The organism is Lyngbya aestuarii BL J, from assembly GCF_000478195.2.
Classification (GTDB): Bacteria; Cyanobacteriota; Cyanobacteriia; order Cyanobacteriales; family Microcoleaceae; genus Capilliphycus; species Capilliphycus aestuarii.
In genome coordinates this window covers 111,376-129,384 of sequence record NZ_AUZM01000006.1, presented here as the reverse complement: position 1 = coordinate 129,384, position 18,009 = coordinate 111,376, and the positions used below count along the sequence as shown (strand labels likewise).

At 41.7% G+C, this 18,009-nt stretch carries 17 protein-coding genes; 9 read left to right on the top strand and 8 right to left on the bottom strand.

Annotated elements, in window-relative coordinates:
* Nucleotides 1-434: 434 nt before the first annotated feature.
* From M595_RS04535 to M595_RS04525, 3 genes are all read right to left on the bottom strand, one after another.
* A complete protein-coding gene (locus M595_RS04535; protein ID WP_023064797.1) occupies nt 435-779 on the bottom strand; it encodes a ribulose bisphosphate carboxylase small subunit in 345 nt (114 codons plus the stop codon).
* Nucleotides 780-831: 52 nt separating this feature from the next.
* Nucleotides 832-1,233, bottom strand: a complete 402-nt coding sequence (gene rcbX / locus M595_RS04530; protein WP_023064799.1) for a RuBisCO chaperone RbcX — start codon at nt 1,231-1,233, stop codon at nt 832-834.
* A 92-nt stretch (nt 1,234-1,325) separates the two neighbouring features.
* Nucleotides 1,326-2,756 (bottom strand): form I ribulose bisphosphate carboxylase large subunit, encoded by a 1,431-nt coding sequence (locus M595_RS04525; RefSeq protein WP_009785551.1) that lies wholly within the window; start codon nt 2,754-2,756, stop codon nt 1,326-1,328.
* A gap of 581 nt (nt 2,757-3,337) precedes the next feature.
* Between M595_RS04525 and M595_RS04520 the strand changes: the two genes are divergently transcribed.
* On the top strand, nt 3,338-3,667 hold the full coding sequence (locus M595_RS04520) for a hypothetical protein (RefSeq protein WP_023064828.1): 330 nt from the start codon (nt 3,338-3,340) through the stop codon (nt 3,665-3,667).
* 136 nt (nt 3,668-3,803) lie between these two features.
* Here M595_RS04520 and M595_RS04515 read toward each other — a convergent pair whose 3' ends face one another.
* Nucleotides 3,804-5,513 carry a cation:proton antiporter domain-containing protein gene (locus tag M595_RS04515; RefSeq protein ID WP_023064816.1) on the bottom strand — a complete coding sequence of 570 codons (1,710 nt, stop codon included), beginning with the start codon at nt 5,511-5,513 and terminating at the stop codon, nt 3,804-3,806.
* 303 nt (nt 5,514-5,816) lie between these two features.
* Here M595_RS04515 and M595_RS04510 point away from each other — a divergent pair, with 303 nt between their 5' ends.
* Together M595_RS04510 and panB are read left to right on the top strand one after the other, a co-directional pair.
* Nucleotides 5,817-7,550, top strand: a complete 1,734-nt coding sequence (locus tag M595_RS04510) for a serine/threonine protein kinase (RefSeq protein WP_023064878.1) — start codon at nt 5,817-5,819, stop codon at nt 7,548-7,550.
* 145 nt (nt 7,551-7,695) lie between these two features.
* Nucleotides 7,696-8,475 carry a 3-methyl-2-oxobutanoate hydroxymethyltransferase gene (panB, locus tag M595_RS04505; protein ID WP_023064805.1) on the top strand — a complete coding sequence of 260 codons (780 nt, stop codon included), beginning with the start codon at nt 7,696-7,698 and terminating at the stop codon, nt 8,473-8,475.
* Between the two features lie 668 nt (nt 8,476-9,143).
* Here panB and M595_RS31730 read toward each other — a convergent pair.
* Complete coding sequence (locus tag M595_RS31730; RefSeq protein WP_023064823.1) at nt 9,144-9,287, bottom strand: hypothetical protein; 144 nt, start codon at nt 9,285-9,287, stop codon at nt 9,144-9,146.
* 182 nt (nt 9,288-9,469) lie between these two features.
* Nucleotides 9,470-10,492 (bottom strand): calcium-binding protein, encoded by a 1,023-nt coding sequence (locus M595_RS04500; RefSeq protein ID WP_023064788.1) that lies wholly within the window; start codon nt 10,490-10,492, stop codon nt 9,470-9,472.
* Between the two features lie 648 nt (nt 10,493-11,140).
* Between M595_RS04500 and cdf31 the strand changes: the two genes are divergently transcribed.
* The 5 genes from cdf31 (at nt 11,141) to M595_RS04475 (ending at nt 15,314) form a co-directional block, all read left to right on the top strand.
* Nucleotides 11,141-12,067, top strand: a complete 927-nt coding sequence (gene cdf31 / locus M595_RS04495) for a CDF family zinc efflux transporter Cdf31 (protein ID WP_023064844.1) — start codon at nt 11,141-11,143, stop codon at nt 12,065-12,067.
* Nucleotides 12,068-12,248: 181 nt separating this feature from the next.
* Nucleotides 12,249-12,437, top strand: a complete 189-nt coding sequence (locus M595_RS04490) for a hypothetical protein (protein ID WP_023064865.1) — start codon at nt 12,249-12,251, stop codon at nt 12,435-12,437.
* A gap of 157 nt (nt 12,438-12,594) precedes the next feature.
* Entirely contained in the window at nt 12,595-13,299 is a 705-nt protein-coding gene (locus M595_RS04485; RefSeq protein ID WP_023064881.1) for an esterase/lipase family protein, read from the top strand.
* A gap of 68 nt (nt 13,300-13,367) precedes the next feature.
* A complete protein-coding gene (locus M595_RS04480; RefSeq protein ID WP_040483557.1) occupies nt 13,368-14,642 on the top strand; it encodes a threonine/serine exporter family protein in 1,275 nt (424 codons plus the stop codon).
* A gap of 27 nt (nt 14,643-14,669) precedes the next feature.
* Nucleotides 14,670-15,314 carry a Uma2 family endonuclease gene (locus tag M595_RS04475; RefSeq protein WP_023064887.1) on the top strand — a complete coding sequence of 215 codons (645 nt, stop codon included), beginning with the start codon at nt 14,670-14,672 and terminating at the stop codon, nt 15,312-15,314.
* A 17-nt stretch (nt 15,315-15,331) separates the two neighbouring features.
* Here the strand turns inward: M595_RS04475 and M595_RS31725 are convergent, their stop codons facing one another.
* Complete coding sequence (locus M595_RS31725; RefSeq protein ID WP_023064786.1) at nt 15,332-16,330, bottom strand: hypothetical protein; 999 nt, start codon at nt 16,328-16,330, stop codon at nt 15,332-15,334.
* Nucleotides 16,331-16,650: 320 nt separating this feature from the next.
* On the opposite strand from M595_RS31725, the gene M595_RS04465 reads away from it, so the two are divergent.
* Complete coding sequence (locus M595_RS04465) at nt 16,651-17,433, top strand: MBL fold metallo-hydrolase (RefSeq protein ID WP_023064875.1); 783 nt, start codon at nt 16,651-16,653, stop codon at nt 17,431-17,433.
* A 341-nt stretch (nt 17,434-17,774) separates the two neighbouring features.
* Here M595_RS04465 and M595_RS04460 read toward each other — a convergent pair whose 3' ends face one another.
* Complete coding sequence (locus M595_RS04460) at nt 17,775-17,978, bottom strand: hypothetical protein (protein WP_023064768.1); 204 nt, start codon at nt 17,976-17,978, stop codon at nt 17,775-17,777.
* Between the last annotated feature and the right edge of the window lie 31 nt (nt 17,979-18,009).

Below are 18,009 nucleotides of genomic sequence, written 5' to 3'. Positions count from 1 at the left end.
AGTATTTTATCAATTTATGCACACTGAAACATCTCCAGTTACCCACTGGATAATAATGAATATGAAAAATATGACAACTAATCACATTTCTCTGCGATCAGATTATACCAACCTTGGTTTAGATCACCCTCGTCCTGATCGTAAAATTAACCGGAAAGTCTACTGTTTGTTTGCCCCTGAAAAGATGAGATTGACTTTCACTGTCTATCTTCAGTTGTCACAACACACCCTAAAATCAAATAACCTTAACAGATTAACTACTCCAATTGTGAAAAACCTGTTCCTTAAACTAAGATACCTATACTCGGGGTCTAATGTCAAGGGACTCATATAAAATTTATTTGATGTTATAATGCGAGCTTAATTTGCAGCTAGCACAAAAAAGGTAGAGATAACTCCCTACCTTTCCAAATTAATCTGTTAAACTGGGCGATTTAGTACCGATAACCGGACGACTGATCAGCTCTGTGAATAATGAAGCTTAAGACTTGGCACTGCTTCACATTGTCAAAACCAGCAACCCGAATGAAACACTTCGGATATTCTTGACGGCAGGCTTGAATTTCCATCATCACATCACGGACAGTGGTTGCATTGAACAGGGGCAGTTTCCACAATGTCCAATAGTGAACTTCTGGCTCTGCGGTTTCGTTGAACTCAACAGCCGGAATAAAACCCTGAGACAGCATATATTGAATTTGCTTGTCAATCTGAGCATCAGTCAACGGAGGCAGATAAGACAGAGTTTCGTAGCGACGCTCTTTGGGTAAAGTTTGCATTGCGATTTCCTAAAACGTTAAAAAAGGTATACAACAGTCCAGCGATCAGGCTCTATTCATCCTGAGTCGGTTCGGAATCTATCTGAAATTCGGGATGAGGACTGGTGTCAGACAAGGAAACCTGTGTCATCCGTTCAAGGTATTGACGGCGATGTTCCATATTGCCTTGCTGAATCGATTCACGCACCATTTCCGGTAAATAACCTCCCACCTCTTGAGCGAGATGTTCTCGCACCGTCATAATTCTGAAAGCCATTTCCTGGTTTTCCTGAAGCATCTCTTTGAGATACGCTTCACCGTCTTGAATTTTTCCGGTGGACGAGAATCCGCTCAACCAAATTGCTAGACCGGGGTTTGTCTCTTTTAATTGAGATGAAACCACCTGTACAGCTTGGTAGGTTAGGTAGCTTGTTAGTACCTTGGTCGTGTCTTTTGCAACTTTTTTGATATCCATGTCTGACACCAACCTCCAAGAGTTCTGAGTTTTGAATTCTAAGTTTATCTAGTTATTGCTTAAAATTCATCCTCATCACTCTGGAAGTGGATTTAGACTGTATCCATTGCTTCAAACTCGAACTTGATTTCTTTCCACAGTTCGCAAGCAACAGCCAGTTCAGGACTCCACTTGGTCGCTTCACGGATGACGTCGCCGCCTTCACGGAACAGGTTACGGCCTTCGTTACGTGCTTGGATACAAGCTTCGAGAGCAACCCGGTTTGCAGTTGCACCAGGAGCATTACCCCAGGGGTGTCCGAGAGTACCACCACCGAACTGTAAGCAGGAGTCGTCGCCGAAGATTTCAACCAACGCCGGCATATGCCATACGTGGATACCACCGGAGGCTACAGGCATTACACCCGGCATAGAAGCCCAATCTTGAGTGAAGAAAATACCGCGTTCACGGTCTTGTTCGATGTGATCTTCACGCATTAGGTCTACAAAACCCATGGTGATACCTTTTTCACCTTCGAGTTTACCCACAACAGTACCGGAGTGGAGGTGATCACCACCGGACATCCGTAAGCACTTGGCGAGGACGCGGAAGTGAATTCCGTGGTTGCGTTGACGGTCAATTACCGCGTGCATTGCCCGGTGAATGTGGAGTAACAGACCGTTACGACGACACCATTTTGCTAAGGTTGTATTCGCGGTGAAACCTCCTGTGAGGTAGTCGTGCATGATGATCGGGGTGCCAATTTCTTTGGCAAATTCTGCCCGTTCCAGCATTTCTTCGCAGGTGGGAGCGGTAACGTTGAGGTAGTGACCTTTAACTTCTCCGGTTTCTGCTTGAGCTTTTTCGATAGCTTCTTGAACGAACAGGAAGCGATCACGCCAGCGCATGAAGGGCTGAGAGTTAATGTTTTCGTCGTCTTTGGTGAAGTCTAAGCCACCCCGCAGACATTCATATACAGCACGTCCGTAGTTCTTTGCCGATAAACCGAGTTTGGGTTTAATGGTACAACCGAGGAGCGGACGACCGTATTTGTTGAGTTTGTCGCGTTCTACGGTAATTCCGTGAGGAGGACCTTGGAAGGTCTTCATGTAAGCGATAGGAATGCGTAGATCTTCTAAACGCAGCGATCGCAGTGCTTTAAATCCAAATACGTTACCTACAATCGAGGTCAACATATTGGTAACAGAGCCTTCCTCAAACAGATCGAGAGGATAAGCAACAAAACAGAAGTATTGATTATCTTCTCCGGGAACGGATTCGATATCATAACAACGGCCTTTGTAGCGGTCGAGGTCAGTTAATAAGTCCGTCCATACTGTTGTCCAGGTTCCAGTCGAGGACTCAGCCGCAATTGCTGCTCCTGCTTCTTCGGGAGGAACTCCCGGCTGAGGGCTGAAACGAAATGCAGCCAGAATATCTGTATCTTTCGGCGTATAGTCGGGCGTGTAATAAGTCAGTTTATAGTCTTTTACACCAGCTTGGTAGCCAGCTTTTGACTGAGTTCGAGTTTGCGAGTAAGCCATAACTCCTTGATATCTCCCTTGTCGGAATCGCTTATATTTTGGTCTTTGTGCCAAGATATTTAAGATAGTATCAAGAATCTGTCCCCATTTACCTTGAATATTTTTAAGTTTTACATAATATTTCTTTATATTTCTTTATATTTACCTACATTTTGAGAGATCAAGCTAGATTTCTGTTTTCTGTATCACTAAATTGTCACGATAAATGTTAACTTTTTTAAAGATTATGACGTTTTTCCAAAGGGTTGTCTCTTTTTTTCAGGATTGATAGAGAGTTTGTTGTTGTTAACCTCACCCCAACCCCTCTCCTACAAGCAGGGCCGTGCGCGTTAAGGCCCTAAAACTTGATTTGTGGGGGGGTGGGGAGGTAGGGAGGTAGGGAGGTAGGGACGATTTTTATTAATAAAAAGCTATTTTTCCGAGGAAAAAACTCCTCTCCCCATCACCCCCGGCAATTTTTAACTGAGAATGAAACAGCCCTGCTCTCCTACAAGGAGAAGGGAGTAATTGCTCTGAGAACTGCTATATAATCAAGCAAACATGATAGAGTTGTGAACCCAAATTATAGACAAGGAAATACTATGATACTTGCAGTTACTTCTTTCCCCGAAATAGTAAATCCTATTTTAGAGTCTGCTTGGGAATGGGCAGAAATATCTACGATTATTTTTTCTATATTTTTAGGTTTAATCGCAACTTTTAAATTATCTTTTAAATTAAATAGTCAACCTGAAATTGCTTTGCTTTTAATAATATCTCCTGTCGTCTTTATGAGTTGGAGAATAGACGCAGTTTTTGCAAACAATGTAACTCATTTTATGAATATTATTATTGTTTGGTTTTCTTTGCCCTTGATTATTTTTAGTTTATTCAAGTTTTTGAGTAAAAATCTCTTTAATGAAATTCATTAATAAATTCAACTGAACTGTAAGATGCTTGTGACATCTGGGAATTTGACAAACTTTTAGCAGACAGAGAATGTTGAGTTCCCCAATCGGACTCAAAGAACCTGTATAAATTTTTTATTCTTTCAAATTAAATTGATCATTAATCTTTAGAGAGATGAAGGGCGGCATATTCATCTTGACGAAGTAAACTCAACAGCGAAGTTGATTCTAGCTCAGAAATCCCTAAAAGTTCGAGTGTTTTTTCTCCCATCATCAACGCCGCTTCAACCACTTCAGGAACGACATGACCGACACCAACCCCTAACATTTTTTTCCGTTGTTCTAAATTTCGAGTTCGGACAACTAAGGGTAAATTCGGATAAGAACTTTGCAACAAACCCACTAACTTTTCGGTAATTTTAGACTCTCCAACCGTAATCACCACCGCTCGCGCCCGACGCACTCGAACGGCTGATAAAATCCGAGGATTATCCACATCACCAAAATAAACCGCTCGACCTGATGCGCGTCCTGCGGCGACTTGTTCAAGATCTTTTTCGAGAGCAATATAGGGAATATTCATGCGTTCAAGAATCGTACAAACCACCTGTCCGACTCGACCATAACCAATCACTAAAACAGCTTTGGGGTTCCGAATTCTGCGTTTAGATAAAGCTTGAACAGAGTCTTCACTCATTTTTGTCGATTGAGATAAACGTTGCGCGAGTGAATCTCCAAACCGAACTAATAGAGGTGTTGTTACCATCGAAATCACAATAATCACCACCAACCAAGAAAACGCCTCATCACTAATTAACTCCGTTTCAGCGGCTGCACTAAATAACACAAAACCAAACTCACCATTTTGAGGAAGTAAAGTCGCCACCCGCACCGATGTTAATCGACTCAAGCGAAACGCTAAACACAAGCCAAACAAAATAATTGCTTTCACCAACATTAAAGCTAAAGCATGACCAACCATCTGAAACCCTTCACTCAAGAAAGCCTCAAGATTAATCGACATCCCGACAGAGATAAAGAACAAACTCAGGAGAAGATTTTTAAACGGTTCAATTTCCGATTCTAAATAATGGCGATAATGAGAACCCGACAACAACATTCCGATAAAAAAAGCACCCAAAGACATCGATAACCCCACCGAATCCATCACCCAAGCCGAACCAATCACCGTTAAACCCACAATCCCGGCGATCGCTTCTCGGTTGCGTTGACTGACCACAATTTTGAGAACAAACGGCACCCCATAACATCCCAATAAATAAACCGCAAATAATCCACCAAATACAGTCGCTCCCTGTTGCCAAAAAGGAATACTATTAGCCTGGGTCGGTTGGTTTGATAATAGAGGAACCAAAGCCAAAATCGGAACAATCGCGATATCTTGTAGAAGTAAAATTGCAAAAGTCGTTTGACCGTATTCAGTCGAGCCTTCATTGCGTTCTTCGAGTAACTGCATGACAAATGCTGTCGAAGACATTGCCAAACCCAGTCCGAGAATTAAGGCGGCATTCCCAGAATAGCCGAGAACCAGTCCGTAGAGAGTAATAGCGATCGCAGTTAAACCCAATTGGAGTGAACCCAAACCAAAAACAAGCCGACGCATTGACCACAATTTTTCCGGGTGCATTTCCAACCCGATGATAAACAGTAAAAACACCACTCCCAGTTCAGTAATGTGTCGCAGTCCTTCGGGATCGTCTGTAATCGCTAAACCAGAAGGGCCAAGAACCACCCCCGCCACTAACAAACCGACAACTGAACCGAGTTTAACTCGTTTGAATAAAATGACAGAAATAGTGGTAATTGCTAAAAGTAAAACGAGGTCTAGTAAAATATGGTGCAAGCTCATATTATTTTAGGAATTAATTGAGGATGGAGAAGCCCGAAAAAAGAAGAAGTTAGAGGGTCTGCGATTCACTGAACAATTGCCCCCGATCAATCGTCTACATACAAGGTATCCTTATTAATTGAAGACTAACAACTTTGTAGAACTGTAAACTGACGATCACAAGTTACTCTGTTGCAAGGCAAGCGCTGATCATTCTCGCCGCGAAGTTGCTCTACGCAGGAGTTGGAAACCTCGCACCTTGTCTGACCGCAAGATCCCACTTCGCGCTGTTCACTGTAAAAGCTGTTCACTGTAAAACCCACTGTGGATCATCCTGTTTCATCTACACTGCACTGCATTAACCCCAAGTGTTCTCAACCGGACGGTCAACCTTGGGGAAATAAATATTGCCAACGTTGCGGCGCTCCTTTAGAACTCAATAATCGTTATGTTCCTTTACGGTGTCTGGGAACAGGAGGATTTTCAACACTTTATGTGGTTTGGGACTTAAAAACACAAACAGAAAAAGTCTTAAAAGTATTGCTAGAACCGTCTCCTAAAGCATTAGAACTCTTTGAACAAGAAGCGAGTGTTTTGGCACGGATGCGTCACCCTGGAGTGCCGAAAGTATCGCCTGATAGCTATTTTCTCCTCAAAAAACGCAACTCTACTCTCTCGCCGTTGCCGTGTTTGGTGATGGAAAAAATTCACGGGTTAACGCTACAGGAGATTTTAGACGAGCATCCCCACGGTTGTCCAGAAGAATGGGTGATTGACTGGTTACAACAGGCTTTAGAGATTTTACGGGAATTACACGGGGCAAATATCATTCATCGAGATCTCAAACCGTCTAATTTGATGTTGCGTTCGACTCCTGCATTCCCATTAACGGTGACTCCGATCCAAACTCATCAATTGGTGATGATTGATTTTGGCGGGGCGAAACAGGTAGGACGGTTGATGTCGAGCGATCGCGAAGCTACGCCCAGAAGCACAACTCGTTTAGTTTCTCCCGGTTATAGTCCTCCTGAACAAATCGTGGGTGCTACTGTGGGGCCACCTGCGGATTTTTATGCCTTGGGTCGAACTTGTATTCATCTGTTAACGGGTGTATATCCTGCCGATCTTGAAGATCCCATTACCGCAGAATTACGATGGCAGCATCGGGCGGTTGTTAGTCCGTGGTTTGCCAATTTACTCGATCAAATGGTTCAGGATCAAGCCATTCGCCGCCCCCAAACTGCGACCGAAATTCAGACTTATTTGTTTAAAATTGCCCGTCAAAAACGGTATCCTCGCCGGATGATGTCGTTGTCGCAGTGGGGTTTAGATGTGGTCAAAACGGCTTTATTGGAAAGCGATCGCGCCTTGTGGAATTTGATCAAAGCGACGGGATCTTTGAGCGCCCAACTGATGCAAGTGAGTATGGCAACGTTGTGGGGAATGGGACTGGCTGGGGTTGGCGGTATTGCGGGGGCGGTGTTTGGGTTGGTGTTGGCTTATTGGACTCCGGTGGGTCAAGTTGTTGCTGAGGCGTTATCGAGTAATTTTCCTTTGTTCTTTCCGGGGGCGGCGATGCGACTGGGAACTCAAATTTTGGTGTTGGGTTTGGCAGGGCTAGGAACAGGACTGGGTTTAACGGATGCGGGTGGATATGACATGAACCGTCGTTATAAACGGGCGGCGATGATGGGAAGTTTGGGTTATATCGTGGGTGGGATCAGTTGGCAAATTCTGAGTCTTTTTGGGACTTTAGGACATTTGTGTATGGGTCTTTCGGCAGCAGTCCTGACGTTGGGGTTAGGGCTACCGAGTCATCGTTGGGTTTCTGCGATGGTCGTTGCGGCAGGAACAACAGGAATTTTTTGGGGACTCAGTTTAGATCAAACGTTTCCGCCCGAGGTATTGCAATTTCCCTCTGTTGGAATTCAACCCCAGTGGGAAGAATTTTGGTTTGGTTTGGGGTTTATTGGGCTTTTGGGCTGTGCAACGGGTTTATCTTTGGCTGTGAGTCATTATTTAATTGTGCCGATTTTGCGTTGGTTAGGATGGCGGTAGACAGTTAGCAGTCTTTACAGTCACCTGTCACCCTGAGTGAAAAGAAGGATCGAAGAGATTCTTCACGCTGGTTAAGAATGACAATTTAATGCGTTTACCAATAACAGTTTTCTAAACTCCTAAATTCCTAAATTCCTAAATTATTATGAGTATTACCATTCAACAATTAATGCAATGGAAACAACAAGGCCGTGCGATCGCCGTGTTGACTGCTTATGATTATGGGATGGCGCGACTGTTGGATACCGCAGGGGTAGATGTGATTTTAGTCGGAGATTCTCTGGCGATGGTGGCGTTGGGTTATGAAACGACTTTACCCCTGACGTTAGCGGAGATGTTGCATCATGCCAAAGCGGTGCGGCGTGGGGTAAAAAATGCGTTGATGGTGGTTGATTTGCCGTTTTTAACTTATCAAGAAAGTCCCCAACAAGCGATGCGATCGGCGGGACAGGTGATGAAGGAAGCGGGGGCGCAGGCGGTGAAGCTAGAAGGCGGATATCCGGAAATGGCGCAAACAGTGCGTTATTTGGTACAGGCGGGTATTCCGGTGATGGGTCATGTCGGGTTAACGCCGCAGTCGGTGCATCAGTTGGGCGGATTTCGTAAACAGGGGAAAACAGCCGAAGCGGCTGATCGGATTTTAACGGAAGCGATCGCTTTGGAGAATGCGGGAGCGTTTGCGGTTGTATTAGAACATATTCCGGCAAAGTTGGCAATGGAAATTACTCAAAAGTTAACCATTCCCACGATTGGAATTGGGGCGGGGGCGCATTGTGATGGTCAAGTGTTGGTGACGCCGGATTTGTTGGGGTTATCGGCTTGGCAACCGCCTTTTGTGAAAACTTATGCCAATTTGGAAGAAGGGGTCACTCAAGCGATCCAACAATATTGTCAGGAGGTGAGATCAAGACAGTTTCCTCAATAGGTGAGGGGGTTTATATCGGATTTTTTTAATATTGCATAACTTTCTGAGTTGACAAAAGTGGAGAAATCTGAAACTTGTGAAAAAGTTGGGATACTTTTTAGATTGAAGGCAGTTTGATTAAGATTTTGTCAAGCAGCTTGGTGAAAATTTTTTGAAGTCAAGACTTTTTTGTAAAAGTTGAGAATAGGTTTTTAAAGTTTGTGTAAAAATTTTTGATTAGAGTTTGTTTTAAGAGACTAAGTTTATGTATGTTAGTGAAGCCGAAAATTAGCCATACTAGAAACATCAAAGGGTTTAAGTCGCAAAGCTCTCATTTGTCTCAATAATGTGGAGTAGATAGACTCAAAGAGATTTGGAAAATGTTTCCAGTCTCTTTTTTGTATTTGTGCAGTAATTTATACAAGAAATCCTCCAAAAATCCATCTTATTTCTGAAAACTCAGTTGAATTTTAATTCTAGGGTTGCGATTTTAAATAAAGTGATTTAAGATTAGTAAACGAATGCTAAGAGCCACCAACAATGGACGACTTCATTAATTGATCTAATTTTAAGTTCAAAAGTTGTCGTCAATGCCAAATCTAAAGTGAGTGTGACCAACTCATTAGAAATATCATTTATAATATAAAAGTAGACATTAATGATCGCAAATTGATGTCTACCTATTTTTATTAAGCTTTGAGAATAATCACATTTCTCTCGAAAAGAAACTCACTGTAGTCAGCCAAGTCGTCCAGTCCAATCAAGTTGAGTAAGAGTTCAGCAAGTAGCCAAATCAAGGTTTTAGTAATTAGTTTTTTCCATCTTACTTGCATTTTGGAGCACCTCCAGGGTAGAACGCTTACCCCACAAACTACAGCCTCAAATTAATAGAAAGATAATCAGGTTGAGCGTTTTACGACTCTACTTTTACATATGTCTCACGCCACAACACTTATGCAGTTTTTGGGAGTATTTGAGTCAGGTTTACAGCGGGGAGGCGATCAGATCCGGCAGCTTAACCAAGCATTAACATTGGGTCATCGGGATTTACAAAAGTGATTGCATTTTTTACCTGTTCGATGTCAGTGATATCAGTCACAATTCCTAAAACATTTCCGGTTTGTGTTTCTTGAATGAGAGTGCCTTTAATATTATCAACATCAATCGGAAGATTTGAGGTAATATTAGTAGAATCAAAGGAACTCACCGTAATATTCTCACCCCCAAAATTCGCAACAATTAAAATCTGATCCCCTTCTGCGGTGTTTAAATCCGTAATCACATCAGCTTCAGTATTAGTTCCTGCAAGAACAAATTGATCTGCACCTTCATCTCCGGTTAAAATATCAATCCCTAAATCTCCAATTAAGAGATCGTTTCCTTCACCTCCATGCAAAGTATCGCTATCTTTACCCCCTCGGACAATATCATCACCAACACCCCCCCAAATTTGATCATTTCCTCGATTTCCATTGATTAAATCGTTACCTAAATCCCCTCCCATGATGTCATTTCCCTTACCCCCTCGGAGAACATCATCACCCCCTAAACCAGCGACTGTATCATCACCCATATTTCCATTTATTACATCCATCTCAACAGAAGCCATTAGGAAATCATCACCCTCTAAAGCTAAAATTCCACCCGGATATTCTGCGGTCCACTCGGGTTTGAATTCACCCGTTGCGGGAGGTTCCATTTCCAGACCCGCAGGCGCTAAAATATCGGCTTCATTAGTCAGTAAAAATAATTTCGAGGAATCGATAGAATCGATAGAACGATTCATCCGAGTTTGGTAATCACTGAGAAAATCAGAATCACTCTGAATCTCAAGAATTTCGGGTTCAGTTTTAATGAGTTGACTTGAATTAAATTCAGTTTTTTCTTGAGAAAATAAAGTCTTGATCAGTAAATCTGCAATAGGTTCTGCTGCATTAATTAATGGAGTATAAGCGGGGAATAGAACTTTAACTAGGGGTTCAAATACAGGCCAATTCCCTTTAAAAAAATTCAGAACGTTATCAAAAATATTGAACATTTCTAGCTCTATTCCAATCGATAAATAGTGTTATAGTATTCGATTTCAGATTGAGTGATAGATGTTGTTTTATTTCTCAACTGCATCGAAATCCTGATGATAATTACCCTGGACTAGCCGAGTTATATCCGTTAATCTATAACGGTTTGAGCGCTTAGAGATTAGAAAGAGGGAGGAACCACCCTCCCCTATTTCGTCACACTCGTTGGTCTCTATGTGTTTGTGCAGGTGTCATGGAATAAATTCCGGACTAATTAGCGAAAAAAGTAGAATTGGGGGCTGTGGATACAACAGACGTGATCGGCTAGACGTTCATCAAGCGGATTAGTTTCGTCCAATTTCCTCAAAAATCTATGACTGACTGAAAACTCAAGGCAAGTTATAGATAGAGTTACAGATAATATTTGCAAGTAAAGGACTGAGAAATACCCAGCAAAGAATGTTATTCGTTGGAAATAATCCCTTTCTAATCGGTTAATTTCAACTTTTTTAAATTTTAGGCTCACTAAATATTAATCAATTCGTCTTATTAATTGTTGAGAAAAATTCTTAAAAATCATCAAAGCTATTTTCTGAAAAGTCGCTCTAGTTGCTATTAGTTGTATAAACTAGAGATATATCCAAAATTATTGACAGAAAAGAGATCTTATGGTTATTGATAATCGTCCAAAAATTCGCAAAGTTCTCATTCTCACGCTCATACTGAATGTGGTCGTTATGGGGATTAAAGCCACTTTAGGGTTACTGACTGGCTCTCTAAGTTTACTAGCTGATGCGTTACATAGTGTAACAGATGGAGCCAATAATATTATTGGTTTAGTGGCGAATCAATTTGCTTCTCCCGAACCCGATCGCGAATATCCTTACGGACATCAAAAATTTGACGCTTTGGGTGCTTTGGCGGTGACAGTTTTTCTATGTATTGCGAGTTTTGAAATTCTCACGGGTGCAATTGAACGTATTTTTGGCGGTGGAAATACGATCAACATTTCTTCGGTTCAACTTTGGATTTTGTTAATTGTACTCGGAATTAACATTTTTGTTGCCTACTACGAACGTTACATGGGTCAACGTTTGGGAAGCGCCTTATTGGTGGCGGATGCCAAGCATACCATGAGCGATATTTGGACAACTTTAATGGTAATTGCTGGATTAATTGGAGTGTGGTTAGGTCGGAAATGGAACTTTCCTCAACTGGAAGCTTTAGATGTGGTGATGGCGTTTCCCGTGGCGGTTTTAGTGTTTCATAGTGCTTGGGAAATTCTCAAAGAAAATTTACCTTGGTTAACGGATCGGGTGGCAATTCCACCGGAAAAAATTCGAGCATTAGCAATGAGAGTTCCAGGTGTTGTTAATTGTCATGATATTGCTTCTCGGGGGGTTATCGGTCGTCAGATTTTTATTGAAATGCACATGATTGTTGAAGCGGATGACGTCAAGAATGCTCACCAAATTACCGAACAAGTAGAAGCTCAACTCGAAAAACATTTTAGTCCGGTTAGAACTGTAATTCATGTAGAACCACCGAGTTATAAATCGGATCGGATTACCTACGAGGGAGATCCGAAAATTTAAAGATCAATCTCCAAATTAACCCGTAACATAAGGATAGCGATCGCTTGACTGAATACAAAGATTGCGGATCTAATAAGAATTCTTTTTAGATCAGATTAATTCACCTGAAAACTTGATTGCATAACTTTTGGTTTAACTCAGATGAATCAACAACAAATCACGCTTTTTAACCCCGTTTCTGTTGTCGCATTTTTTACGAGCTTATATTCTCAATGATCAAGATGCTTTAGAGTATATAAATACGGTTGGTGATCAACGAGATGAGAATGTTACAGTTACCAATACTGCAAAGATTCCTGAACCGTCTTATTTTACAGGTTTATTTGCGGTATCACTGTTGGCGTTGAGTCAGCGTTTTATCAAATGGTAAAACCTGAAAAAGTGAATCACTTGATACAATTTATCATCTACGAATTCCTCAGTTTTTTAGTCTGGGTTTTTTTGATCGATAAGTTTACACTTTTTGGAAATCCCGCTAAAATTTCAATAGCTGTCAAACCGTTCTATCTTATCTATCAAAAATCAGAATGCCATTACCCACTGTCATTTTACCGGGTTTTTTTGCGGGTGCTGAAGATTACTATCTCTTAGCACAATATCTCAACCAACAGGGAATTCCAACGGTTGTGGTTCCTCTGCGTAAACGAGATTGGTTTCAGACCATTGGCGGACGTTCGATGGTGCCAATTTTGCAGAAAATAAAGACAACAGTTAAACAGGTTTTAGATCAATATTCACTTACTCAAATTAATCTCGTCGGACATTCTGCTGGAGGATGGATCGCTAGAATTTTTATCGGTGAAAAACCTTATATTGTGCATGGTGATGTCACAGAAAAAATGATTGGTTTGTGGAATATGTATCCCGTTGTCAATACTTTAATTACACTAGGAACGCCTCACATTAGTCAAGAAAGGTGGACTAAAAAGAATCTAGACTTTGTTAAAAATAACTATCCAGGTGCTTTTTATTCTCAGGTGCGTTATGTTTGTATTGCGGGTAAAGCGGTTTATGGTCAACGAACCTTTAAAACTTGGCTCCCTTACAATAGTTATCAGCTTACCATTGGTCAAGGAGAAACTTGGGGAGATGGAATTACACCTGTAGAAGCGGCACATTTAGAAGGGGCTGAAAATATCACTTTAGAGGGGGTTTGGCATTCTCCGCGATCGCCTGGAAAATGGTACGGTTCACCCGATATTATAGCCACCTGGTTAGATTATTTAGCCTGATATTAATTCTACCATAAATTCCCAACTTTTAACAGCTTTTAATCGTTGAAGTTTCTGATATTTTGCCGATGAATCTTGATACAGACTCTCTCAAATCTCCCGAAAAAGCAGGGATTGAAGAAAAATTTCATCTCATTCTATTAGCGGGTCGGTTGTTATTACAAAATAGTGCGGCGACGGGTCGGGTTCATCAAGCCGTTTATCAACTTGCGGATGTATTTGGTTGGCCTGTTCGTCTGTTTGTAGACTACAAAGTTTTAACGTTAACCGCACAAGTCGAAAATCGTTTTATTTCTCGTTTTAGTCGCAGTGTTCCGGCGATGAATATTAATATGGCTGTCATTACTCGCGTCTATCAAGTTATTAATGCCATTAAAAAAGAGAAAATCACGCCCAAAGAAGCCGTTGAAGAATTAGAAAAAATTGATGCTGGCTTGCCTCATTATCACCCTTGGTTGTTGATTTTAATGTTGGGGATAACCTCGGGAAGTTTGGCGAAACTTTTTGGGGCGGACTGGCTAACATTTTTTATTGTTGGTATTGCAACTGCCCTGGGAGTTGTCTTGCGTCAACAGTTGGGAAAACGCAAACTAAATCCTTTTTTAATCTCATTTTTAGCGGCGTTTGTGGGCGGATGTATTGGCGGCGTGGCGGTGCGCTTGGGTTGGGGTTCGACACCGGAATTATGTTTAATTGTTCCTTCGTTGATGTTGATACCGGGGGTTCATTTAATTAATGCGGTATTAGATTTGTTAGAAAATCATATTACTATTGGCATCGCCCGTTTGGGTTTAAGTTGTGTTACTTTGAGTTCAATCGCATTTGGGTTATTACTCGCTGCAAGTGCGACAGAAACGTTAATTTCTGCCAGTAGTAAAAGCGTTCGTTTACCCCTGGCTGAAGATATGTTTTTTGCGGGGTTAGTTGCAATGGGTTTTGCACTGGTTTTCAACGTTCCTCAGAAAATATTAGCCGCTTGTGTATTGTGTGGAATGCTAGGTCATGGAATGAGAGAAATATGTTTAAATTTAGATTTAGGAATAGTTTGGGGCAATTTAATTGCTTCAACTTTAGTGGGTTTAATGACGGTTTATTTCTCCCGTCGCTATCAAGCGCCTTCTGCTGCGATCGCATTTGGGGCGGTTGTGGGAATGATTCCGGGTGTATTTATTTTTCGCTCAATTAGCGGTTTAACTCAGATTTTAGCCTTGGGAACTGAAACCGAATTATCTTTGTTAATTAATACTGTTGTTGCTGCGAGTAAAGCGGTATTAATGACGTTAGCAATTCCCGTCGGTTTGGCGATTCCCCGGTTATTATTTTTTAAATTTGAGTTAAAATAAAGTAGGATAAATAGACAGGTTTTAAAAATGACGGTAACAACTCCTATTGTTAAACCCATCAGTCAAATGCACTTTTCCCCCGGAAGTGTAGTCACAATTCCTAACGTCAATTGGCAGGAATTTGAAGCGATTTTAAAAGAACTCGGAGAAAAGCGATCTTCGAGAATTGTTTATAGTCACAACACTTTAGAAATTATGGTTCCTTTAGCCGAACAGGAACTTTCAACAGATTTAATTTCTGATATTGTCAAAATGGTGTTAAAATCACTGGGTAAACGATACGAATCTTTTGGTTCAACGACGTTTAAAAAAGAAGGAATAGCCGGAGTTGAACCCGATGCCTGTTTTTACATCCAAAACTATCAACAAATGATTAACCGTCGGCGACTTGAACCGAATGATCCGCCCCCAGATTTAGCAATAGAAATTGATGTCACTTCCCAAACAACTTTGGCGGCTTATGAAGCCCTAGAAGTTCCCGAACTCTGGATTTTTAATCGGGGTATACTCGGAATTTATCTATTTGAAAACGCTACATATATTTTATCGGAAACCAGCCCCAATTTTCCCAATATTGCCATTTCTGAAATTGTTTCTACTGCGGTGGAACGTTCTTGGCAAGTTGGCAGTTTTCAAGCATTAGAAGAAGTCGAAGCGATAATTTCTCGATAATATTGATAACATTAGACTTAAACCACAGCAAATTTATCAACCTTAACCAAGCTAGAAAGTTCATTAATATCTAGATTTTTATTGACGATATCGTTCAAGTTTTCTGATGCAAGAATATCGGCGGGAACCGATAACGTTAAGCCAATTTTTAACTCAAACTCAACAATCTTAGAAATACTCGGTGATTTGTATTGTTTCCCCAAATAATTTCTGGGAGAGGGTTGAACGGCGATTTCTTTAATACTCCAAATCATTAACTTAATTTCGGAATGTTTCATTTGAATACAAAGGAATTTCGCTAACTCTCGTTTTATACTATTCGGTGCAATATCCAGATGAGGATGCCAGTCATACCAACCCGTTACTGTTATTTGTACGTTAACGTTTTCAAGTTTGGGTAACGGTTTAACCTGCGCTTTCAGTTGTTGTAATTCTTCTTCTATTTCTAACTCTCTAAATTTCCGTTCCCAAGCCAAATCGGGATTAATTAACTCGGCAACTTCTAGCAACGCTTCCGTATAAAAAAACGAATCCATATAAGCATCGTTTATCCGTTCTTCCATGCGGGAAAAAGCTTGCATCGCCGTTTCTGCTGGCATGATTTTATCAACTTTTTCAACCATTTTAAAAGCACCGTAAACCCCCAACCCAACAACGCCACCCGCCAACCCCATTGTTGCACCGCCAATACTCACCGCAGTTCCCGCAATTCCTAACCCCATTCCGCCAAAAATACCAAACATTCCGGCACCAATTGTTGCACCTGTAGCGACGGAAAAAATGACAACAGGATCGTTATTTTTGAGCGCTTCTGTTGCACCATAAACCGCAAAACCCACCACCGAACCTGCAACCGCAACGGGAAACGCACCAACCGCAACGCCCCCAAATGATCCGACTAAACCCATATTACCAATTGTCGCCGATAAACCCACTCCTGCTAGTGTTCCGGTGGCGGGATAAATGATGTCTAAATTGGTGTTTTGAGCATAATTTTGTTGAGAGTAGGAGTTCATATTTTTTTAGTTTTGTTTAATTAAAATTGAGGTTTATAAAAAAGCAATTATGTCTAAGTTTAAAATATAAACAACTTCAAGTCATCCGTAAGACTACGGAACTTTTAAAAACAATTTGACGATTGCCTAAATATTCAACTCCGTAGTTCTACTGAATGTATCAAAAAAAATAGAGATTTCATACCCGTGAGACTCACAAAATCACTGCTGTGGCGTGGTCGTCCCTGGAGATCATCCCAATTACTTTTTTGCTTTGCGTTCAACAGAGAGTATAAAGATTAATTACAATAGAGAATATAGTATCTTGATCAACAAATCTGATGTATCTGACTTGGTTTGATAGTAACTCTTGGCTATTAGAGATCGCCAACAAAAAAATTTTCATTGATCCCTGGCTAGTTGGGCCGTTAGTGTTTGGGAATCAGGCTTGGCTATTCAAAGGAGAAAAACGCAGTCCTCGCCCTGCTCCTCCCAATATTGACCTGATTGTATTATCCCAGGGATTGGAAGATCATGCTCATCCTCCGACCTTAAAAATACTCGATAAAACGATTCCAGTTGTGGGTTCGCCGAGTGCTGCTAAAGTCGCTCAAGAATTGGGATTTACTCAAGTCAGAGCCTTAGAACACGGTTCGACATATTTTTTGGATAACCAAGTTGAAATTAAAGCCGTTCCAGGTTCTCCCCTCGGGCCGACAACAGTCGAAAATGGTTATTTATTCCGAGAGTTAGAAACCAATTTCAAAGCCTACTATGAACCTCACGGCTACCACGACAAATCGCTTCAACAAGAAGCACCAATTGATGTAGTGATTACGCCGATTATTGATTTAGCTTTACCGTTAATCGGGCCGATTATCAAAGGTACCAAGAGTGCATTACAAATCGCGGAATGGGTGAAACCCCAAGTCATGTTACCGACTGCCGCAGGTGGAGATGTCAACTATGAGGGGGTATTGGTTTCTCTGCTGAAAGCTGTAGGAACACTTGAAGATTTTCGGTCGTTATTGGCTCGTCACAACCTGTCTACCCGTGTTCTCAACCCCACTCCTGGTGAACGGTTTGAGGTGCCGCTAGAAAAACAGCCCGTAAGCGTAGCGTAGAGAATTTGAATTCTGTATTCAGCCCTCTAAATCCCCCAACTCTGGCAGGGCTGTTTCATTCTCAGTTAAAAATTGTCGGGGGTGATGGGGTTATGGGGTGATGGGGAGGTGGGGAGAGGATTTTTTGGAGATGAAAAATAGCTTGTTATTAATAAAAATTCCCCCCCAACGGGATAGCCACTCCCCTCAACGCGCTTGTTCCCGCGCACGGGGGTGGACTCACCATCTCCCTACCTCCCTACCTCCCTACCTCCCCACAAATCAAGTTTTAGGGCCTTAACGCGCACGGCCCTGCCAATTTTGGGGGTCATGGGGGCGGAGTAATCTGTGACTCAATCAAACTATTCTTGGTTGGCTTGAGCATCCCGAACTGCTGCCCAAAACAACAACCCACCCAAAGGGATGCTGAGGAGTAAAATAACGGTCGTCACCGTTCCGCCCAGTTCAGGCTGTCCTGAAGAAAGTTCAAAAATGGAACCAACGGCGGCAATTCCTGCGATACACGAACCACCTAAAAATAAGGAGCTCTTTGGCGTTCCAACCATATTCGTTTTCACCCAATTTGTTAAGAAATCT